Raw genomic sequence first — 20,006 nt, 5'->3', positions numbered from 1 at the left:
ATCAACCCGTATTGGGGACCGTCGATAATAACGAGACGCCAAAACAATAATGACCGAGTGTAATCTAGAGGTGCGATAACAAGTATGAGTTTAACCAAACGTATTATCTGGGCGATGGTGCTTGGACTGGCCCTTGGGGTGATGATCAATATTGCCAGCAGTCAGGGTTGGCTTGCCGCGACGTTCAATAACTGGATTGACGTCTTTATCGTCGATGGTCTGTTCGATGTGGTTGGGCGTATCTTCGTCGCCTCGCTGAAACTGCTGGTGGTGCCCCTGGTGTTTGTCTCCCTGGTTTGCGGCACGGCGTCGCTCGGCGACAACACCCGCATGGGACCCATGGCGGGCAAAACCCTGGTGTTGTACATGTTTACGACAGCCGTCGCCATCAGCCTGGCGCTGATAGCCGGCACCGTGGTGCAGCCCGGTGCCGGCATAGACCTGCAGCAAGAGGTGGCATTTGAACCCTCCGCCGTGCCCTCCCTGAAAGATGTCGTGATCAATATTTTCCCCGACAACCCGGTGCAGGCGATGGCCGCCGGCAATATGCTGCAGGTGATTGTGTTCGCCATTTTGATGGGTATCGCCATCTCCCGCAGCGGTGAACGGGGCCGGCAGGTGGCGGGTTTTTTCAACGACTTCAACGATGTCATCATGAAGATGGTCACTATGCTGATGCACCTGGCGCCTTACGGTGTGTTCTGCCTGCTGGCCAAATTGTTTTCCGGTCTCGGTATCGATGCCATCTGGAAACTCGGGAAATATTTCTTCTGTGTGGTGGGTGTGCTGTTATTGCACGGTCTCGGTGTTTACTCGTTGATGTTAAAGCTGTTGGCGGGTCTCAATCCGGCTACGTTTCTCAACAAATTGCGCCCGGTCATGATGTTTGCGTTCAGTACCGCCTCCAGCAATGCCACCATTCCGGTAACGCTGCGCACGGCGGAAAAGCGCCTCGGCGTCGACAACAGCGTGGCTTCTTTTACAGTACCCCTGGGTGCCACCATCAATATGGACGGCACCGCGATTATGCAGGGTGTGGCCACCGCGTTTATCGCCCAGGCCTACGGTATCGATATCGGTTTGAGCGGCTACATGATGGTGATCATGACCGCCACCCTGGCCTCCATAGGCACCGCCGGGGTGCCGGGAGTGGGGCTGATAACACTGACTATGGTGCTGACCCAGGTGGGGCTGCCGGCCGAAGGTATTGCGTTTATCATCGGCGTCGATCGGCTGCTGGATATGGTGCGCACCGCGGTGAATGTCACCGGTGACTCCATGGTGTCGCTGGTGGTGGCCAAGACCGAGGGCGAGCTGAACGAAGACATGTTTGCCACCAGCACCGAGCAGTTGGTGGCTCGGGAAGAGGAGGAGAACGGCGCGCGCGCCTTGCAGGCCACCCAGCCCGGCTAGGTACAGTTTTTGAAGCCGGGCTTGGGTTTTGAAACCGGGCGCGGGGTCCTGACAGCCAGGTGCGGGTGTTTCAAAATAGGTGCGGGACAGCGAAGCGCTGTCTCAGCCGCCCATCTGCGCGGCGATATTATTGAGTTCCGTGGACGACTCCATGATGCCGTCGATGGCGGCACCCACCTGCTCGGGAGTCAGGTGCAGGCAGCTGCACAGTTGCGACGGTGTCGCCATGACCGGCCCCGAGCCGATACCCTGCTGGCGCAGCAGCAACTGGGCGAGATACACCAGTTTTGCGTACTCGTGGTGTTCGCCGGCGTAGTCCGGGTCGTTCTGATAGCGCAACGCGATCACCACTTCCTGCGGCATATTCCACAAATCCATCAGCCAACCGGCCAGTTGTTCACGGGTGATGTCGATGATATGGCGCTCGATCGCCTGATGCCCGACCTGGGGGTTGGCTTCGCTGTAGCGGTTGATGGTGGTGAAGTACGGCGGAAACACCTCTGCCAGCACCAGGTAACCGAAATTGTTCAATAGCCCCGCCAGGTAGGCCATGCCGAAACTGGGGCGATGCTCCCTGGGGATGGCGGTGACCAGCGCCTCGACGGTGGTGGCGGTATAGACCGCTTTGCGCCAATAGGGTGTGGCGCCGCGAGGGCCGTCTGCGGGCATGTTCAGGGTTTTGCCCAGGGCCAGGCCCAGGGCCAGGTTCAGCACCATGTCGAAACCCAGCACTCGCACAATGGCGTCGTGAATGGATTTGATTTTCCCGGGCGCCGAGTAGTAGGGAGACGCTGCCCAACCCACCACCTGGGCCGCCAGGCTCGGGTCCGTTTCGACGATATTGGCCAGGTCGCCGATGTCGGCGTTGGGGTCGACCCGCAGTTTGATGATGCGCTGAGCGGTTTCCGGCAGCGGTGGCAGCTCCAGGGTGTCTTCCAGGCGCTGCTTGATACGCAGCCGGGTGAAGTTGTCGAGGGAGTGGCGAATCTGGGTTTCATCGTCGTTGAGCGTGTCGGGTTGTTCCAGCGCGGCCAGCGGCACGGCGATATCGCAGATGGTGGCGTCGGTGAGAATTTGTTGAAAGTCGGCCTGTTTCAGTCCGAGGAGTTGGCTGTCGGCGCCCGCATCGAGCAGCAGCTCCTCCGGCTGCAGCAGGCGGTGATCCACCACCGACTGCAGGCCGGCTATCTGCGGCAGCGCCGGGATCGACTGCAGCTGGTGCTGGTCAAAAAAATTGCGCAATTCGGTTTCGGGCACGGCGGTGAATTCGCGACCGAACTGTTGGTTGACGGCGCTCAGATCGAGCAGGCAGTCGGCCCGGATCAACACTTGAATACGGCCCTTGTGGTCTTGCAGAATCAGCGACTTGGCGGCGCCGGCATGGCGTAGATACTGTTGGTGCCGCAGTTGGTGCCAGAGTTCACCAGTGCCCTCCTCGCTCTCGTTTCGGGTGGTCGACACCTGATAGGCGATGTTTTGTGTTTCCAGTAATTGCTTGACACTGGTGGGAACCGGCAAATTGTTATCCTCTCGCTGCTATATTGGTTGTTATTATTACGTCTCAGTCGCTTAGTGTTGTCGATATATCAGGGTTGTTCAAGATCAATTGTAGTTCAGCCGGGCAGTTCAGTGGGACAGTTCAGCGGCACAGTTCATCGGGACAGTTCATCGGGACAGTCCCGCTAAACCGTCCCTTTAAACCTTGGCGTAGTCCTGGTTGCGGCCGAGCCAGCGTTGAATGAGCGCTGTGCTGAGGTCGGGCTCAGTCTCGATCAGTGCCCGGGCACAGCGTTTGACGTCCGCCAGCAGACCGGCGTCTCGCTGCAGGTCGGCAATACGCAATTGCATATCACCGGTTTGCCGGGTGCCCAGTACCTCACCGGGGCCGCGCAGCCGCAGGTCGATTTCGGCGATGGCGAAACCATCGTTGGTTTCGCGCATGGCCCTGATGCGCTCGCGGCTGTGCTGCGACAGTGGCGCGCCATAGAGCAGCACGCAGTGGCTGGCGGCTGCGCCGCGCCCCACGCGACCGCGCAGTTGGTGCAACTGGGCCAGGCCCAGGCGTTCCGGATTCTCGATGATCATCAGACTTGCATTGGGCACATCCACCCCCACTTCGATGACGGTAGTGGCTACCAGCAAGTCTAATTGACCCTCCTTGAACGCGGCCATGGTGGCCTCTTTCTCCGCCGGTTTCAGGCGCCCGTGCAGCAGGCCGACCCGCAGTTCGGCGAGGCCGCTTTGCAATTCCTGCGCAGTGGCCTCGGCCGCCTGGGCCTGCAGGACCTCCGATTCCTCGATCAGTGTGCAGACCCAGTAGGCTTGACGCCCCTCGCCACAGGCGTGGCGCACCCGCTCGATGACCTGGTCGCGCCGGGTTGCGGCCAGGGCGACGGTGGTGACCGGGGTGCGTCCCGGTGGTAACTCGTCGATAACCGAGCAGTCGAGATCGGCGTAGGCACTCATCGCCAGGGTGCGGGGGATGGGGGTGGCGGTCATGATCAACTGGTGCGGCCGGCGCCCGCGCCCGGCGCCTTTTTCCCGCAGTGACAGGCGCTGGTGGACGCCGAAGCGGTGCTGTTCGTCGATCACGATCAGGCCCAGGTCGGCAAATACCACGTCGTTCTGGAACAGGGCGTGGGTGCCGATAATGACCTGGGCGCGGCCGCTGGCGATCTGCTCGGCCTGCTCGCGCCGCTGAGCGACTTTTTGGCGGCCGGTGAGCCAGGCGGTGTCGATACCCAGCGGCTGCAGCCACTGTTCGAAACTGCGGCGGTGCTGTTCGGCGAGTATCTCGGTCGGTGCCATCACAGCCACCTGATAGCCGTTGGCAACCGCCTGCACCGCTGCCAGGGCGGCCACCACGGTTTTACCGGAGCCGACATCGCCCTGCACCAGTCGCAGCATCGGCACCGGCCGGCCGATGTCGGCATAGATTTCCCCGGCAACCCGCTGTTGGGCGGGGGTCAGCTCGAAGTCCAGTTGTGCCAGCAGGCGTGCGGCCATGTCGTCCCGGGTGGCCAGTGGCGGAGCGCCTTCGGCCTGAATCTGTTGTCGTACCCGCCACAGGCTGAGTTGGTGGGCGAGCAATTCTTCAAACGCAAGGCGCTGCTGGTAGGGGTGCCGGCCTTCCAACAGTTCTGTGACCGGGGCATCGCGGGGCGGTTGGTGCAGATAGCGCAGGGCCTCAGCCAGGGCGACCTGGTTGTGCAGGCGGCGCAGTGTCGCCGGTATCAGCTCGCGCAGGCTGTGGCTGTCGAGCAGCGCCAGTGCCTGTTGCGCCAACCCCCGCAGGCGCTGCTGGGTCACGCCCTCGGTTACCGGGTAGATAGGGGTCAGGTGGGCCGACAGGGGTGGCGGCTGGGCCTGATCGAGAAAGTCGTACTCCGGGTGATACAGTTCCAGCCCCGAGGCGCCGCGCCGGGTTTCGCCGTAGCAGCGCAGCCGGGTACCCTGGCTCAGGCGCTGCTGTTGGGCGCCGGAAAAATGGTAAAAGCGCAGGGTCACCGTGCCGGTGTGATCCTGCAGGCGGCACATGAGACTGCGGCGGCGGCCGTAGACCACGTCGACGGCTTTGATTTCGCCCTCGATAACTACGCTGACATTGGCCTGCAGGGCGCCGATAGGCGTAACGCGGGTGCGATCCAGATAGCGCAGCGGCAGGTGGAACAATATATCCTGCAGCGTAAAGACACCGAGCCTGGCAAGCTTCTCCGCCAGTTGCTTGCCGACGCCTTTGAGAGCGGTGACCGCTACCTGGTCGACAGTCGGGCTGTTTGCAGCTGCATTGCCCTGTGCGGGCCCGGGTGGCGTGGAGCGGTTATTGGCCACGGCGGCTGATCAACTCAGGACATGTTCACCGAGCTGGCACTGGCTGATGGCCGTGCGCAACACGTCGATGGCCTTGTGGCGCGGGAAGCTGGCACGCCAGGCCAGGGCGACGGTGCGCGACGGACCCGGGTCGTCGAAGGGCCGGGTGACCAGCAGGCTGGGAGCGTATTGGGCGGCGCCGGCGGCGGAGCTCGGCAGTACGGTAATGCCGAGTCCGGAGGCGACCATATGGCGCAGGGTCTCCAGCGAGCTGCCGTCGGTGGCGGTGCGGATGCGGCCGTTCACTCCCTCCAGCGAGGGTTGCAGGTTGGGACAGGTTTCCAGCACCTGATCGCGAAAGCAGTGGCCCTCCCCCAGCAGCAGCACATTGTGCTCGTTGAGGTCTTGCGGCCGGACCTTGCTCTTTTTTGCCAGCGGGTGATCGCGAGTCATCAGTACGACAAAGGATTCGTCGTAGAGCGGTTGGGTAATGACGTCGGCCTCGGTAAACGGCAGCGAGATGATAATGGCATCCAGCTCGCCTTTGCGCAGCCGTTTGCGCAGAGTTGCGGTATAACCCTCCTCCACGAACAGCGACATGTTGCGCGCCAGCGCTTGCAGTTGCGGAATAAAATGGGGAAACAGGTAAGGGCCTATGGTAAATATGGCGCCGACTTTCAGGGGGCTGCTGAGCTGGTCTTTGCCGGCACTGGCGATGTCTTTGATAATCGAAGTCTGTTCCAGGACCAGTTGTGCCTGGGTGACGATTTTTTCGCCGAGCGGCGTGGGTTGTACCCGGGTTTTGGAGCGCTCGAACAGGGCCACACCCAACTCGTCCTCCAGCTTTTTGACCGCGATGCTGAGGGTCGGCTGGGACACGAAGCAACGCTCGGCGGCGCGGCCGAAGTGTTGTTCCTGAGACAGAGTAACGATGTAGCGCAATTCCGTGAGCGTCATAGGGGTGCACGAAGCCTTCCAGGTAGCGGGGCCACACAAGCGTTCCGCCAGTGGCGTCTATCTCCTTTCTATCGATTAGTTCTGGAAAGTTAGCAAGGAGTGGTAGTACTTTTCAATCTTTAATTCAGTTATCGACCCCTGAGGGTAAATTTCAACCGGATTTTACGGAGATATGGCAGATTGTCTGTAGAAAAGTTGTTAATCGTCGGTTGCGGCGATCTCGGCCGGCGCTTGGCGCGGCGGCTCGACCCCGCCGCTTTCGAAGTGCACGGTTTGCGTCGCAGTGACACAGCCCTGCCGGCGCCGATTCACGCCGTTAGCGGTGATGTGAGTGAGCGGGCGCCGACCGCGGCGCTGCTGCGGCGCGAGGCCTACGATGTCGTGGTGGCGACCCTGACGCCGGACGCGCGCAGTGATACCGGTTATCGGCGTGCCTACGTCGATACCATGACGGTGTTGACCAGTGAACTGGCCGCATTGAGTCACCCGCCGCGGCTGGTGATTTTTGTCTCCAGCACCAGTGTCTACGGTCAAAATGCCGGCGAGTGGGTGGATGAAAGCGCGCCGACCCGGCCGCAGAGCTTTTCCGGGCGGCGCCTGTTGGAAGCGGAACGGTGCCTGCTGGACAGTGGGCTGCCCGGCTGTGTGGTGCGCTTCTCGGGTATCTACGGTCGCGGCCGCGCGCGCCTGGTACAGCAGGTACGCGACGGTGCCGGCGCCTGTCAGGCGCCGCCCCAATACAGCAATCGCATTCACGCCGAAGACTGTGCCGGGGTGTTGCAACACCTAATGGCGTTGAGCCGCCGGCCCGGATCGCTGGCGCCCGTGTATGTGGCCAGTGATTGTGACCCCGCGCCCCTGTGGGATGTGAAGCAGTGGCTGGCCGGGCGCCTCGGCCTGCCGCCGGATCATTTGCAGCCGTCGGCCTCCCGGGGCCAGGGAAAGCGCTGCAGCAATCGCCTGCTGCTGTCGACGGGTTACCGGTTTCAGTACCCGGATTACCGCAGTGGTTACGGTGCTGAGTTGGATGAATCCCAAAACCCTAGATCACCATAATGGCATCGGCCTCGATTTGCGCGCCCTTGGGTAACTCCTTGACGCCGACCGCTGCCCGCGCAGGGTAAGGCTCTTCGAAGTATTGCGCCATCACTTCATTGACGGTGGTGAAGTTGCCCAGGTCGGTGAGAAAAATATTCAATTTCACCACATGGGCGAGGCTGCCGTTGGCGGCTTCGCAGACGGCGCGCAGGTTTTTAAACATCTGGTGAGCCTGACTGGCGCAGTCGCCGTCCACCAGGGTCATGGTGTCCGGATCGAGCGGAATCTGGCCGGAGAGGTAGACGGTGTTGTTGACCTTGACCGCCTGCGAGTAAGTGCCGATGGCGGCCGGGGCTTTGTCGGTAGAGATAATGGCTTTGTTGGTCATGACGGTGTCCCGCGTTTCAATATCGTATCGAGGTTGTGTCTGTGCATTGAGCGATGGGTATTAATTTTTGCTTCGGCTGATGCGAATGACCGAGTGCATGTTGCGAATGCGGCGCATGATGTTGGCGAGATGGATGCGGTTGTTGACGCCGATACAGAGGTTTATCACGCTGTTGTGGGCGTCGCGCTCGTCGACGTTGATCTGTTCGATGTTGGCGCCCTGCTCGGTGATGCGAGTGGCCAGGGTGGCGATGATACCGCGCTCGGATTCCACCTCCACGCGCACATCCACGAGGAATTCACCGGTTACCGTGGGGGCCCAGTTGACCTGGTTGATTTTTTCCGGATTGCTGCGCAAATCGCTGACGTTGCGGCAGGTATCCTGGTGAATGACCAGGCCCTTGCCGGCACTGATATGACCGATAATGGGGTCGCCGGGAATGGGCCGGCAGCAGCGCGCGAAGCTGATCATCAGACTGTCGGCCGATTCGATCATCAGCGGCGAGTAGATATTGCCCGGGCCGGCGCTTTCCTGGGCTGTCTCGGCGCGCAACAGCTTGGCTACTGCCTGGGCGATACGGTTGCCGAGGCCGATGTCCTCCAGCAGGCTGTCGAGCGACTGGGCGTGAGTCTCGTGCAAAAGCTGCCGGACTTGTGATTCGTCGAGCTTGTCCAGGTGGGTGCCGCTGCTGCTCAGGGCGCGGTTGAGCATGCGCCGGCCCAGCTCGATGGACTCGTGATGGCGCTGGTTTTTCAGAAAGTGGCGGATGGCGCTGCGCGCCTTGCCGGAGGCGACAAAATCCAGCCAGTTGGGGTTGGGCTGGGCCCCCGGCGCGGTGATGACGGTTACCTTCTGGCCGCTTTGCAGCGGCTGCGACAGCGGTGCCAGGCGCTCGTTGATACGGCAGGCGACACAACTGTGCCCTATATCGGTATGCACGGCGTAGGCGAAGTCCACCGGTGTGGCACCCGAGGGCAGCTCGACGATATTGCCTTTGGGGGTGAAGACGTAGACCTCATCCGGGAACAGGTCGATCTTCACGTTCTCGATAAACTCCAGCGAATTGCCGGCGCGCTGTTGGATTTCCAGCAACCCCTGCACCCACTGGCGGGCGCGGGCGTGACTGGTAACCGAGGCGGCGCTGCTGTCGGACTTGTACAGCCAGTGAGCGGCGATGCCGTTGTTGGCCATCTCGTCCATTTCCTTGGTGCGAATCTGGACCTCGATCGGCACCCCGTGCATACCCAGCAGCACGGTGTGCAGTGACTGGTAACCGTTGGCTTTGGGAATGGCGATATAGTCTTTGAACTCGCTGACGATGGGCTTGTACAGGTTGTGAATGGCCCCCAGCACGCGGTAGCAGGTGTCCACGTTGTGGACGATAATGCGAAACGCGTAGACGTCCATGATTTCCTTGAACGATTTCTTCTTCTGCCGCATTTTCTGGTAGATGCTGAACAGGTGCTTTTCGCGGCCGATGATCAGCGCGGTAATACCCTCGCGCTCCAGTCGCAGTTCCAGGGTCTGTTGAATTTTCTCCACCAGCTCTTTGCGATTGCCGCGCGCGGTTTGCAGCGCTGCCTGCAGGCGCCGGGTGCGCAGCGGGTACATGGCTGAAAAACCCCGGTCTTCAAACTCCACCCGCATATCATTCATGCCCAGGCGGTTGGCAATGGGGGCGTAGATTTCGAGGGTCTCTTTGGCGATGCGGCGTTTTTTCTCGGGATTGAGGGCGGCCAGGGTGCGCATATTGTGGAGGCGGTCGGCCAGTTTCACCAGAATCACGCGGATGTCCTTGGCCATTGCCAGCGCCATTTTCTGGAAGTTCTCCGCCTGCTTTTCCGCCTGGGATTCAAATTCGATTTGCGTCAGTTTGCTGACGCCGTCCACCAGCTCGGCAACGGTATCGCCGAACTGGTCGGTCAAGGCCTGTTTGCCGATACCGGTGTCTTCGATGACGTCGTGCAGCATGGCCGCCGCCAGGCTCTGGTGGTCCATGTGCATGTTCGCCAGCACATTGGCGACGGCCAGCGGGTGGGTGATATAGGGCTCACCGCTGCGGCGCAGTTGGCCGAAGTGGGCCTGATCGGCGTAATAATAGGCCCGCCGGACGAGGTTGATCTGTTTGGCTTCGAGGTAGGAGGACAGGCGGTGACTCAGCGCGTCAATGGTTTGCAATGGCGTCCTCCTTCAATGGGGTTACTCTTCGGGCCGGGATTCCGGCATTCCCATGCTTTCCTGGTCGTCGTCGGTCTGGGCCAGGATGCTGGCGTCGACCAGGCCCTGTTCGATTTCGCGCAGGGCGATTACCGTGGGCTTGTCATTTTCTTCATCGACCAGGGGGTCTTTGCCGCCGACGGCGATCTGGCGGGCGCGTTTGCTGCCTACGATGACGAGTTCGAAACGGTTATCAACATGGTCCAGACAGTCTTCAACGGTAATACGCGCCATAGGGGGTTCCAGTAAGTTCTCGGTTCGGGGTTGCCGGCTGGTTGAAACACGCTAATTCATCGAGCAGCTCCACTCATCATTTATCGAGCTGGCCTGACAATTGATCAATTGATCGCGCTGGCGATCAATCAAGAGTGCCCAAGTCCAAGCGGCCGCTACCGGCATTATGCGTCAGATTTAAAAAGTCGGCCAGTGTACGCAAAATGATCTGTCAGGACAATAGCTCCATCAACAATTGTTGCCGGTTCTGCTGTTGGCGGTCCAGGCGCAGGCTGTGGGCGGTGATCAGCGCCTGGAATTCCGCCAGCGCGGTGTCGAAGTCGTCGTTGACGATCAGGTAATCCGACTCCACATAATGGGACATTTCGGCACTGGCCTCGCGCATGCGTCGCTCGATGATCGCCGCATCGTCCTGGCCGCGTCCGGTCAGCCGTTGGCGCAGGGCCTGGCGCGAGGGCGGCAGGATAAACACGCCGATCGCCTCGGGACACTGCCGGCGCACCTGCTGGGCGCCCTGCCAGTCGATTTCGAGAATCACATCCAGGCCCTGGGCCAGGGTATCGTCCACCCAGGCTTTGGAGGTCCCGTAGTGATTGCCAAATACCTCGGCCTGTTCCAGGAACTGACCCTGTTCCAGCATATCGACGAAGTGTTTGCGGCTGACAAAATGGTAGTTGGTGCCGTCTACCTCACCGGGCCGGATGGCGCGGGTGGTGTGGGATACAGAGACCCTTACCCGGGACAGGGTGTCGGCCAGTGCCTTGACCAGGCTGGTTTTGCCGGCGCCGGAGGGGGCGGAGACAGTAAACAGGGTACCGCGGCTGCTCATATCGATCCTGCCTAAATGGATTACAGTCAGTAAGAGATTATTCGATATTTTGGATTTGTTCGCGCATTTGCTCAATGAATACTTTGAGCTCCACCGCTACCTGGGTGGTTTCGCTGACGACGGACTTGGAGGACAGGGTGTTGGCCTCTCGGTTCAGCTCCTGCATGAGAAAATCCAGGCGCCGGCCGATGGCGCCGGACTGACCGAGGGCGCGCTTGACCTCGGCGACGTGGGTATCGATGCGATCGAGTTCCTCGTCGACATCGGCCTTTTGTGCCAGATAGACCATTTCCTGCTCGAGTCGGTCCCGATCCACTTCCGCCTTGAGGGCTTCCAGACGCGCCTGCAATCGCTGGCGCTGGGACTGCAGGATACCGGGCAGCAGTCCGCGCACCTGCGCCACCTCTGCGCTAATACTGTCGAGACGCCTGGCAATGAACTGTCCCAGTTCCTCGCCCTCGCGCAGGCGGTGGGCGACGAGTTGCTCGAGGGCGGTTTCAAACAGCGCCAGGGCCGCTTCCATAATGGTTTCCGTATCGGCCCCCTGCTCTTGGATAACACCCGGCCAGAGCAGGATATCCAGTGCGCTGACCGGTGCCGGGTCGGCCAGGAGATCATTTATCTGGTGGGCGGCGTTGGATATCTGATGGGCCAGCTCCTGATTAATGTCGAGGTCGCCGGTGGCGCCCGGGTCGCGCTGCAGGTGCAGGTAGGCTTCCAGTTTGCCGCGCTGCAGTTGCTTGCGCACCCGGTCGCGCAGCGGCTGTTCCAGCGCGCGCAGGGTGTCGGGCAGGCGAAAGTGCGGTTCGAGGTAACGGTGGTTGACACTGCGCAGCTCCCATATCAATGTTGCCCAGGGATGTTTGGCTTCCAAGCGGGCGAACCCGGTCATACTGCGCGGCATACTGTCGATCCTGTTTTTTATTGGTATTGCTTTTTGTTTGTCGGCGGTGCTTCTTATTTGCGGTGTTTCTTACGTTGGCTGTGCTTTCTGCCAATGTGCTTTCTACTAATGTGCTACCAATGTGTTTTCTACCAAGGCGCTTGCTCTCAAAACGCTGTCTACCACTGGTGCCTTTCATCCCATGGTACTGTCTGCCGAGATGCTTCTTTGCACGATATTACCCGTTTTTTTCGGCTGCTGCCGCCGGCAGATATGGCTACCCGGTTTCCAACAGCCGTCCGTTACGGGTGTCAGCCGACATAATGGTATCACAGGTTTTTATGTGGCAAAGGTTGCTATATCCAACATCCAGGTCGGGTATAATCGGTGCCCTTTCTCCTCTACCAGCAGAACCAACCAGCAGGAATAAAGATGCAAAGACCCAGCGGCCGCAACTTCGACCAACTCAGAGATATTCGCCTTACCCGTCACTACACTAAACACGCGGAGGGCTCGGTGCTGGTGGAATTCGGCGAGACCCGGGTGATCTGCACGGCCAGTGTGGACAGCGGGGTGCCGCGCTTCCTGCGCGGTGAAGGCCGGGGCTGGATTACCGCCGAGTACGGCATGTTGCCGCGCTCCACCGGCTCGCGTATGAACCGCGAAGCGGCCCGTGGCAAACAGGGGGGGCGCACGGTGGAGATTCAGCGCCTGATCGGCCGCTCGCTGCGGGCGGCGGTCGACCTGGAGGCGCTGGGTGAAAACACGGTCACCATCGATTGTGATGTTATTCAGGCCGACGGTGGCACCCGCACCGCGGCTATTACCGGAGCCTGTGTCGCACTGGCCGATGCGCTCGGGCAGATGCAGCGGGACAAACTGGTACCGGCCGATCCGTTGAAGACCCTGATCGCCTCGGTGTCCGTGGGCCTGTATGAGGGCCAGCCGGTGCTGGACCTGGATTACCTGGAAGACTCCAACGCCCAGACCGATATGAATATCGTGATGGCGGAAAACGGCGCCATCGTCGAGATCCAGGGCACCGCCGAGGCCGATCCGTTCAGTGAGGCGGAATTTGCCGCCATGTTTGGTTTGGCAAAGCAGGGCATCGTGGAATTGAACCGGCTGCAGAGAGAGGCGCTGGCGTGAGGTCGGCACGCAGATGTAGACGTCGACCCGCTGCCAGCGGCGCTTACAGCTCGATGTCGTAGTCCATGATGACCGGCAGGTGGCTCGAGAATACCTGGTTTTTATAAATGGCACCGTACTCAACGCGGCTGCGCAACGCTGACGAGATAACCTGGTAGTCGACGCGCCGGCCATCGCCGCGGCCGACTTCGTTGCTCGGCCACCAGGTGTATTCGTCACCGTCTTTTATGACTCGCCGGAACGCGTCGCTGTAACCCAACTGCGTGAACAGTTGGTCCATCCACTTTTGTTCGTGAGGCAGGCAGCCGGGGCTGTGCTGGTTGTTTTCCCAGTCCTGGACGTCCTGGCGGTTATGGGTGGTGGCCCAATTACCGCAGAAGATATAGTCGCGGCGCTTGCGGGTGATCTTGTTGAGGTGCGCCTGAAGGTCGTCGAAAAAAGCGTCTTTGGTTGCCTGGGCCTGTTCCGGGTCGGGCTGGTCGAAAGCGTTCGGTGCCAGCAGCGAGCCGACACTGAGGCGATCAAAATCCGCTTGCAGGTAGCGCCCGTCCATGTCCACGCCGCTGGAGAATCCCATACCGTAGATAAGGGCCTTCGGCTGGTAGCGACTGTAGATGGCGACGCCATTATGGTGCTGTTTGCCCGAGTCGAAAAAATAGGCATTGTAGCCCTCTGGATGAAAGACGGGATCATCCAGTTCGTACTCCAGGGCACGCAAGTCCTGAAGGCAAATAATGTCTGCGTCCTGGCTGGCTATCCAATCGAAAAGACCGCGTTGGGCAGCTTGATGGATGCCGTCGACGCTGAGACTGATAATTCTCATATTAGCCCCTTGTTAACGGACTGTGTATGATACCGGGCTTTATACTTTTTTGTTAGCTGTGGCGCGCTTGCAAAGCAACTTTAGTTTCTACCGTTATCGCAGTTTGTGGTTAGAGGTATTTAGTTGGTTTTGAAGACATAGGCAAATTATTAGTGACCTTTGTCACTGCTTGCGGCGGCCGTTTGAATTAGGGTAAGCGAATGCAACCGGCACAAGTGTAGCGGCTGCGGGAAACATCTTCTCCGACGCTAAACTACATGGGTAATATTTGGACGATCGACAGGACATTGCCATGCAGCAGTACCAGCGCGATTTTATCCGCCTGGCCATTCGCCATCAGGCCCTGGGTTTTGGTGAGTTCACGCTCAAATCGGGTCGCTTGAGTCCTTATTTCTTCAATGCCGGGCGCTTTCAAACGGGGGCTGCGCTGGCGCAACTGGGGCGCCATTACGCCGCTGCCGTGTGCGCCGCCGGGGTTGACTTCGATATGGTGTTCGGGCCTGCCTACAAAGGCATACCTCTGGCTGCTGCCACCGCCGTGGCCCTGGCCGACCACCACGCCCGCGACCTGCCCTATTGCTTCAACCGCAAAGAGGCCAAGGACCACGGCGAGGGCGGCACGCTGGTGGGGGCACCGCTGCGCGGGCGGGTGTTGATCGTCGATGATGTCATTACCGCGGGAACTGCGGTGCGCGAGGTGATGTCCATAATTTCTGCCGCCGGTGCTGAACCCGCGGCGGTGCTTATTGGTCTAAACCGCCAGGAGCGGGGCAAACAAGCGCTGTCGGCCATTCAGGAGGTGGAGCAGGAGTACGGTGTTCCGGTGGTGAGTATTATCGATCTCGGGCATATTCTCGCTTACCTGGAGGAGCAGGGTGATCAGGCCGCCAACCTGGCCGCGATACGTCAATATCGGGCTGCCTATGGCGTCGATTAAACGGATTGTAACGTTTGTGTCCGGGGTCCTGAGTATTCTGCGGGACCGATTAACCATGGTGAAAGCTAAGCTGTCAGAAATGTTGCCAGAAACCTGCTTGAAAACTATGTTTCCAAAAACACTGTTTCCAAAAACACCGTCTCCTAAAGCGGCGTGTCGTATCGTTTTTATCGCTATATTGGGTTGTGTCGCAGCCGGCGCGGCCGTGGCGGAGATTTTTATCTATCGCTATGTGAATGAGGACGGTGTAAAAGTCATTAACCACTTTATCCCGCCCGAATTTGCGCAAAAGGGTTATGAGGTGCTGAATCGCTCGGGCGAGGTGGTGAAGGTCGTCCAACCCGCAGTGTCCAAGGAAGAGGCGGCACAACGAGAAAAGGTGCGTGTAGAGCAGGAGGCCTTGGCGCGCTGGGATAAATCCCTGCGTCGGCGCTACAGTACTGTCGGTGACATCGAGGCTGCCAAGGAGCGCAAGCTGGGACAGTTGAATGCCAATATGTCGCTGCTGCGCACCAACATCACCGGCTTGCGCGAAGAACTGGAAACCCATCAGTCACGGGCTGCCAATCTGGAGCGTGCCGGGCGTTTCATCCCGCAGTCGCTGTTGACCAATATCCGCAATCTGAAAAGCGAACTCGAGCACACCAAAGCCCAGGTGATCCAGCGCGAGGCGGAGTACGATGAGGTGGCGGCCAAATATGACCGCGATATTGAACGCTTCAAAGAGATTGCGGTGAATTAGGGAGCTGACTCGGTTGAGTCGCGGCCTGCCGGCGTTGGTCTCAATTCAATGGTTGTAACTCTTCGCGCAAAAAACCCTGCACCAATACCGGCCACTGATCCTCCCAGTGCTCGGTCGGCATGCGAGTGAATTCGCTGCGCACGAACTGTGCGATACGACCCTCGGCAGTGGCCATAAGCAGACTGGCGGCGGCGGTAATCGGCAGGCTCGGGCGTATACCTTCGCGAATTTCCGCCTCCCTCAAAATCTGTTTCAGTTGTGTCTCCAGCCGGTCGAACAGTTGCATCACGCGCGTGCGCAGGCGCTCGGTCTCGCCCGCCAGGGCGTCGCCGGTAAGGATGCGGGTAATGCCGGGGTTGCGCTCGGTAAATGTCAGTAGCAGGAGTAAAATCTTCTGGCACCGATCTATGGCTCCGGGTTCTTCCGACATGATCAAGTTGATACGGGAAAAAATCGTGTCTTCGATAAATTCGATGAGCCCTTCGAACATTTTTGATTTGCTGGGAAAGTGCCGGTAGAGCGCCGCCTCCGAAACGCCCACCTGTTTTGCCAGGGCGGCGGTGGTGATACGTGCGCCGGGGCAGGCTTCCAACATATGCGCTAAAGCTTCGAGAATTTGCTGGCGGCGGGAAACTTTATGGCTCGCTTTGTTCATGATTTATTATTGGTCGACCTGCGGATCAAATCGCATCGGATTGGTATCAGCATCACCGGTTCGTGCCGTGCAGCAGGTGACTCCAAGAGTTGCTGGATGCTGGCTGACAAGCTCTATCACCTGTTTACACAAGCCCTCTATCCTATCCACATCTGTGCGCTGCTTCAACAATTAGCGACAGTGAATTCTGAGATTTCCGGTCAAAAAGAGCCTTCAGCGGTTTGATAGGGAGCCTTCAGCGGTTTGATAGAGAGCCTTCAGCGGTTTGATAGAGAGCCTTCAGCGGTTTGATCGACAGCCTTCAGCGGTTTTATTAAGAGCCTTCGGCGGTTTGATAGAGAGCCTTCAGCGGTTTGATAGACAGCCTTCAGCGGTTTTACAAAAAGCCCCCGGCGCTTTGGCAGATAGCCTTTCGCTATTGGTGCCAAGCCTGCAGCGCTTGGCAACCGCTTTCAACCCTGGCGCCGATTACTGATCAGGGTTCCCACTCCCACATCTGTAAAGATTTCCAACAGTACGGCGTGGGCAACCCGACCGTCAATAATATGTGAGCTGGCCACGCCGGACTTGACCGCTTCCAGTGCGCAACGGATTTTTGGCAGCATGCCCCCATGGATAGTGCCGTCGGCGATAAGTCCATCGACCTGATCGGTACTGAGACCGGTCAAGACGTTGCCGTCCTTATCCTGCAGTCCCGCCACGTTGGTCAATAGTATCAGTTTCTCTGCCCGCAGCACCTCGGCGATTTTGCCGGCCACCAGATCGGCGTTGATATTGTAGGAAACGCCGCTTTCCCCTACGCCGATAGGTGCTATTACCGGAATGAAATGGCTGTTGATCAACATGTCGATGACCGAAGTGTTAATGGACTGCACCTCGCCCACATGGCCGATATCGATGATTTCGGTTGCTTTCATATCCGGCGTCTGGCGACTGACTGACAGTTTTTTGGCGCGGATCAACTGGCCGTCTTTACCGGTCACCCCGATCGCCTGACCGCCGTTACGGCTGATAAGGTTGACAATTTGTTTATTGACTGTTGCACCTAGCACCATTTCCACCACATCCATGGTTTCACTGTCGGTGACGCGCATACCGTCGACGAAGTTGCTTTGTATATTGAGTTTTTGCAGCAACTGCCCGATCTGGGGGCCGCCGCCGTGCACCACTATGGGGTTCATGCCCACCAGTTTCATCAGTACCACATCGCGGGCGAAACTGTTTTGCAGCTCGGTGTCGATCATGGCATTGCCGCCGAATTTTACGACAATGGTTTTGCCGGTAAAGCGCTGGATATAGGGAAGTGCTTCGGTCAACACCTTGGCGATATTCATCGCGGCATCGCGCGCAAGGGACATAATGGAAACCTTAGGATGTTAGCAGTTGTATTTGACACCTATGTCAGATGTATGCCACGGGCGTTAAAAGTTTAGTGCCAGATCGGCATCGAGTTTGAGCAGCTCTCGCTTGAAAACCTTTTGTACCTGGCGAATGTCTTCTTCTGTCTCGCCCTCAAAACGCAGGGTGATGGCAGCGGCGGTATTCGATGCGCGGACCAGTCCCCAGCTCTTTTCATAATCCACCCGCAGGCCGTCGACGGTGGTGATCTTGCCGTTTTGGAAGTCCCCCTGACTGACCAGCGCGCGAATCAGGGGAAACTTTTTCTCCTCATCCGTCGGGATACGAATTTCCGGCGTCGCCGGCAGTGCCGGGAAGCCGGCGAAAATGGTGTCCAGGTCCTGGTCGCGCAGGCTCATGATTTCTATCAGGCGCGCCGCTGCGTACATGCCGTCGTCGAAGCCGTACCAGCGGTCTTTGATAAAGATATGGCCGGAGAACTCGCCGCCGAGCATGGCGTCGCTCTCCAGCATTTTGGCTTTCATATGCGAGTGGCCGGACTTCCATATGACCGGTCGCCCGCCGTAGCTGGTAATCAGGCCGTTGAGCTGCCGCGTGCATTTGACATCGAAAATGACATCCGCGCCCGGACAGCGGGACACGATATCTTTGGCGAACAGCATCAACAGGCGATCGGGCCAGATAATTTCGCCCTTTGGGGTAACGGCCATGATGCGGTCGCCGTCGCCGTCGAAGGCGACCCCGATGTCGGCGTTGCTCTGGCGCACCTTGTCGATCAGGTCGGCCAGGTTTTCGGGCCGGGTGGGGTCCGGATCGTGGTTCGGGAAACTGCCGTCGATTTTGCAGTGCAGGGGAATGACATCGCAGCCCAGCTCTTCGAACAGCGCCGGCGCCACCTCGCTGGTGGCGCCGTTGCCGGCATCGATGACAATCGATATCTCTCCCGCCAGCGCTACATCGGAAAAAATCCTGTCGATATACTCTGCGGTTATGTCCCGCTGCTCTTCGCTGCCCTGCCCCGAGTGGAAATCCCGGCGCAGGATGCGCGAGCGCAGTTGCTGAATATCATCGTCGGCGAGAGCGCCGCCGCCCAGCACCAGTTTGAAACCGTTGTACTCGGCCGCATTGTGGCTTGCGGTTACCATAACACCGCTGTTGGTGGTGCCCGTCTCACAGGTGGCGTAGTAGAGCACCGGTGTCGGCACCAGACCGATGTTGATGACGTTGCAGCCGGTGCTGAGAATGCCTTTGATCAGGCTGGCGGTCAGCTCCGGGCTGTGGCTGCGGCCGTCGCGTCCCACCAGCAGCGCTGTCTCCCCCCGGTCCAGCGCTTCGCTGGCTGTGGCGCGGCCGATAAACTCCGCCAGCTCAGCGGTGAGTTCAGTGCCTACAACACCGCGGATGTCGTAGGCCCGAAAGATCGCCGCCGGTATATCCTTGGTTTGGGCACCCGAGGCTACGGAGTCGGGCTGGGTGCCGCCGGCAGTGGCGGACGATTCCTGCAACCCGAGCAGGTCGCGATCCTCATCGGCCACATCGATATCGAGAATATCCTGGTCGATGGTGTCGGCGAGTGTCTCCCCGGTGCTGGCCGCGGCGGCGGGATCCGGTGTCGCCCCGGCCTGTCGCCTGGCAGCGGACGGCGGCAACAGCCGGGGGTGTTTGGCCAGCTGATAGCTGCCGGCCAGGGTGATGGCGGCTATCAGTGCCAGTACCAGAATCAACGGCAGGGGATTGACCGCGGCCTGTTCCGCCAGGGCGGGGCCCGGTGTGAAGCGGATTTTCCAGTGGGTGTCGGCGACGCTGTGTACCTGGCCGGCGCCGAGGTCGCCTGCGCCGATGGCGACAACGGTTTTCGGGGCTGAGAGCGGAAACTGCTGCATCAGTTCAGCCTTGCCGAGATGGCTGTCGGTCTCGCTCAACAAAGGCTGCAGGCTGTCGTTGCCAAGGCTGATAAACAGTGTGCCCGCCACCGGCTTTTCCGCCTCGGCAGGTATCGGGGCAACGGCGTGTAAAATCCAGGCGCCGTCGAGGCTGCTGGCCTCAGGTGTCACCGGCGTGCGTTTTTCAGCGCGGTTGATCATATCCAGCTCGGCAAAGCGCAGCGGCACTGCGCCGCTTGCGTCCACGTCCGCGGTATTCAGCGGAATGAAGCGGATGGCGATCGCATCGACCAGGGTTCGCCCTATGCCGTTGCGAAAAACCCGCAGTGCTGTCGCGTTGTTGTCGGCCAGGGCCTGTGCCAGACCCGGCTGCGCGGCAAGGCGTTCAATGTCGGCCTGCAATTGTGTAAGCCGCTCTCCGGTCCTGCTTGCCAGTTGCTGACCTATGGAGTCTGTCAGTCGATCCAGTCGCTGTTGTTGTGCCTCGACAACCCATTTGGTATAGGCCCAGTAAGCCAGGCCGATATTCAACATCAACATCACCGCCAGAACGATGCCCTGGCGTTTCTTTTGCGCTTTTCGATCTGCCGCTGCCCCTGTTTTTGTGTTCGGCGGCGAGGTCGTTTGGGCTTCCACGCTGTTTTTCCTTTAGAGCCGTTGTTTCGGTTGAATAGTTGTCAGTGCAGAAA

The 20,006-nt window shown here is 59.5% G+C and carries 18 protein-coding genes; 6 read left to right on the top strand and 12 right to left on the bottom strand.

Translation table 11 applies throughout. The features are described 5' to 3' along the window. Positions 1 to 84: 84 nt before the first annotated feature. A complete protein-coding gene (locus FKG94_RS07490) occupies positions 85 to 1,413 on the top strand; it encodes a dicarboxylate/amino acid:cation symporter (protein WP_142903582.1) in 1,329 nt (442 codons plus the stop codon). Between the two features lie 102 nt (positions 1,414 to 1,515). Here FKG94_RS07490 and FKG94_RS07485 read toward each other — a convergent pair whose 3' ends face one another. The 3 genes from FKG94_RS07485 to FKG94_RS07475 all read right to left on the bottom strand — a co-directional run bounded on the left by FKG94_RS07485 (position 1,516) and on the right by FKG94_RS07475 (position 6,180). Beyond that, positions 1,516 to 2,931: an aminoacyl-tRNA deacylase and HDOD domain-containing protein gene (locus FKG94_RS07485; RefSeq protein ID WP_142903581.1), complete on the bottom strand. Its 1,416-nt coding sequence runs from the start codon at positions 2,929 to 2,931 to the stop codon at positions 1,516 to 1,518. 177 nt (positions 2,932 to 3,108) lie between these two features. Further along, positions 3,109 to 5,244 (bottom strand): ATP-dependent DNA helicase RecG, encoded by a 2,136-nt coding sequence (gene recG / locus FKG94_RS07480; RefSeq protein WP_142903580.1) that lies wholly within the window; start codon positions 5,242 to 5,244, stop codon positions 3,109 to 3,111. 9 nt (positions 5,245 to 5,253) lie between these two features. Continuing rightward, on the bottom strand, positions 5,254 to 6,180 hold the full coding sequence (locus tag FKG94_RS07475) for a hydrogen peroxide-inducible genes activator (RefSeq protein ID WP_142903579.1): 927 nt from the start codon (positions 6,178 to 6,180) through the stop codon (positions 5,254 to 5,256). Positions 6,181 to 6,360: 180 nt separating this feature from the next. Between FKG94_RS07475 and FKG94_RS07470 the strand changes: the two genes are divergently transcribed. Then, positions 6,361 to 7,236, top strand: a complete 876-nt coding sequence (locus FKG94_RS07470; RefSeq protein ID WP_179957533.1) for an SDR family oxidoreductase — start codon at positions 6,361 to 6,363, stop codon at positions 7,234 to 7,236. Here the strand turns inward: FKG94_RS07470 and FKG94_RS07465 are convergent. The 5 genes from FKG94_RS07465 to FKG94_RS07445 all read right to left on the bottom strand — a co-directional run bounded on the left by FKG94_RS07465 (position 7,223) and on the right by FKG94_RS07445 (position 11,790). Then, positions 7,223 to 7,606, bottom strand: coding sequence for a RidA family protein (locus FKG94_RS07465; RefSeq protein ID WP_142903577.1), 384 nt, complete (start codon positions 7,604 to 7,606; stop codon positions 7,223 to 7,225). The two genes, FKG94_RS07470 and FKG94_RS07465, sit on opposite strands and share 14 nt — an antisense overlap. A gap of 60 nt (positions 7,607 to 7,666) precedes the next feature. Next, entirely contained in the window at positions 7,667 to 9,784 is a 2,118-nt protein-coding gene (gene spoT, locus FKG94_RS07460; protein ID WP_142903576.1) for a bifunctional GTP diphosphokinase/guanosine-3',5'-bis pyrophosphate 3'-pyrophosphohydrolase, read from the bottom strand. A 21-nt stretch (positions 9,785 to 9,805) separates the two neighbouring features. Continuing rightward, entirely contained in the window at positions 9,806 to 10,057 is a 252-nt protein-coding gene (gene rpoZ, locus FKG94_RS07455) for a DNA-directed RNA polymerase subunit omega (protein ID WP_142903575.1), read from the bottom strand. A gap of 211 nt (positions 10,058 to 10,268) precedes the next feature. Then, positions 10,269 to 10,886, bottom strand: coding sequence for a guanylate kinase (gene gmk, locus FKG94_RS07450; RefSeq protein ID WP_142903574.1), 618 nt, complete (start codon positions 10,884 to 10,886; stop codon positions 10,269 to 10,271). Positions 10,887 to 10,923: 37 nt separating this feature from the next. Further along, positions 10,924 to 11,790 carry a YicC/YloC family endoribonuclease gene (locus FKG94_RS07445; RefSeq protein WP_142903573.1) on the bottom strand — a complete coding sequence of 289 codons (867 nt, stop codon included), beginning with the start codon at positions 11,788 to 11,790 and terminating at the stop codon, positions 10,924 to 10,926. A 411-nt stretch (positions 11,791 to 12,201) separates the two neighbouring features. Here FKG94_RS07445 and rph point away from each other — a divergent pair, with 411 nt between their 5' ends. Continuing rightward, positions 12,202 to 12,918 (top strand): ribonuclease PH, encoded by a 717-nt coding sequence (gene rph / locus FKG94_RS07440; RefSeq protein WP_142903572.1) that lies wholly within the window; start codon positions 12,202 to 12,204, stop codon positions 12,916 to 12,918. A gap of 43 nt (positions 12,919 to 12,961) precedes the next feature. Here the strand turns inward: rph and FKG94_RS07435 are convergent, their stop codons facing one another. Then, positions 12,962 to 13,741: an exodeoxyribonuclease III gene (locus FKG94_RS07435; RefSeq protein ID WP_142903571.1), complete on the bottom strand. Its 780-nt coding sequence runs from the start codon at positions 13,739 to 13,741 to the stop codon at positions 12,962 to 12,964. Between the two features lie 292 nt (positions 13,742 to 14,033). Here FKG94_RS07435 and pyrE point away from each other — a divergent pair, with 292 nt between their 5' ends. Both pyrE and FKG94_RS07425 read left to right on the top strand, forming a co-directional pair. After that, complete coding sequence (pyrE, locus tag FKG94_RS07430; protein ID WP_142903755.1) at positions 14,034 to 14,678, top strand: orotate phosphoribosyltransferase; 645 nt, start codon at positions 14,034 to 14,036, stop codon at positions 14,676 to 14,678. Between the two features lie 97 nt (positions 14,679 to 14,775). Then, positions 14,776 to 15,420, top strand: coding sequence for a hypothetical protein (locus FKG94_RS07425; RefSeq protein ID WP_142903570.1), 645 nt, complete (start codon positions 14,776 to 14,778; stop codon positions 15,418 to 15,420). Positions 15,421 to 15,460: 40 nt separating this feature from the next. On the opposite strand, the gene slmA is transcribed toward FKG94_RS07425, so the two are convergent. Next, positions 15,461 to 16,075 carry a nucleoid occlusion factor SlmA gene (slmA, locus tag FKG94_RS07420; protein WP_142903569.1) on the bottom strand — a complete coding sequence of 205 codons (615 nt, stop codon included), beginning with the start codon at positions 16,073 to 16,075 and terminating at the stop codon, positions 15,461 to 15,463. Between slmA and FKG94_RS07415 the strand changes: the two genes are divergently transcribed. Then, a complete protein-coding gene (locus FKG94_RS07415) occupies positions 16,058 to 16,300 on the top strand; it encodes a hypothetical protein (RefSeq protein WP_142903568.1) in 243 nt (80 codons plus the stop codon). The genes slmA and FKG94_RS07415 overlap by 18 nt on opposite strands. Before the next feature lie 227 nt (positions 16,301 to 16,527). Here FKG94_RS07415 and argB read toward each other — a convergent pair whose 3' ends face one another. Both argB and FKG94_RS07405 read right to left on the bottom strand, forming a co-directional pair. Continuing rightward, entirely contained in the window at positions 16,528 to 17,433 is a 906-nt protein-coding gene (gene argB / locus FKG94_RS07410; protein ID WP_142903567.1) for an acetylglutamate kinase, read from the bottom strand. 63 nt (positions 17,434 to 17,496) lie between these two features. Then, complete coding sequence (locus FKG94_RS07405) at positions 17,497 to 19,953, bottom strand: phosphomannomutase/phosphoglucomutase (RefSeq protein ID WP_246125003.1); 2,457 nt, start codon at positions 19,951 to 19,953, stop codon at positions 17,497 to 17,499. Positions 19,954 to 20,006: the final 53 nt, after the last annotated feature.

This window comes from Exilibacterium tricleocarpae (assembly GCF_007004655.1).
Classification (GTDB): Bacteria; Pseudomonadota; Gammaproteobacteria; order Pseudomonadales; family Cellvibrionaceae; genus Exilibacterium; species Exilibacterium tricleocarpae.
This window is presented reverse-complemented; position numbering and strand designations above follow the sequence as displayed.

Coding starts and splice junctions, on each gene's coding strand:
- FKG94_RS07490 (WP_142903582.1), top strand. CDS start 85: ATGAGTTTAACCAAACGTATTATCTGGGCGATGGTGCTTGGACTGGCC.
- FKG94_RS07475 (WP_142903579.1), bottom strand. CDS start 6,180: ATGACGCTCACGGAATTGCGCTACATCGTTACTCTGTCTCAGGAACAA.
- FKG94_RS07465 (WP_142903577.1), bottom strand. CDS start 7,606: ATGACCAACAAAGCCATTATCTCTACCGACAAAGCCCCGGCCGCCATC.
- rpoZ (WP_142903575.1), bottom strand. CDS start 10,057: ATGGCGCGTATTACCGTTGAAGACTGTCTGGACCATGTTGATAACCGT.
- gmk (WP_142903574.1), bottom strand. CDS start 10,886: ATGAGCAGCCGCGGTACCCTGTTTACTGTCTCCGCCCCCTCCGGCGCC.
- FKG94_RS07445 (WP_142903573.1), bottom strand. CDS start 11,790: ATGCCGCGCAGTATGACCGGGTTCGCCCGCTTGGAAGCCAAACATCCC.
- rph (WP_142903572.1), top strand. CDS start 12,202: ATGCAAAGACCCAGCGGCCGCAACTTCGACCAACTCAGAGATATTCGC.
- FKG94_RS07435 (WP_142903571.1), bottom strand. CDS start 13,741: ATGAGAATTATCAGTCTCAGCGTCGACGGCATCCATCAAGCTGCCCAA.
- pyrE (WP_142903755.1), top strand. CDS start 14,034: ATGCAGCAGTACCAGCGCGATTTTATCCGCCTGGCCATTCGCCATCAG.
- FKG94_RS07415 (WP_142903568.1), top strand. CDS start 16,058: ATGGCTCGCTTTGTTCATGATTTATTATTGGTCGACCTGCGGATCAAA.
- slmA (WP_142903569.1), bottom strand. CDS start 16,075: ATGAACAAAGCGAGCCATAAAGTTTCCCGCCGCCAGCAAATTCTCGAA.
- argB (WP_142903567.1), bottom strand. CDS start 17,433: ATGTCCCTTGCGCGCGATGCCGCGATGAATATCGCCAAGGTGTTGACC.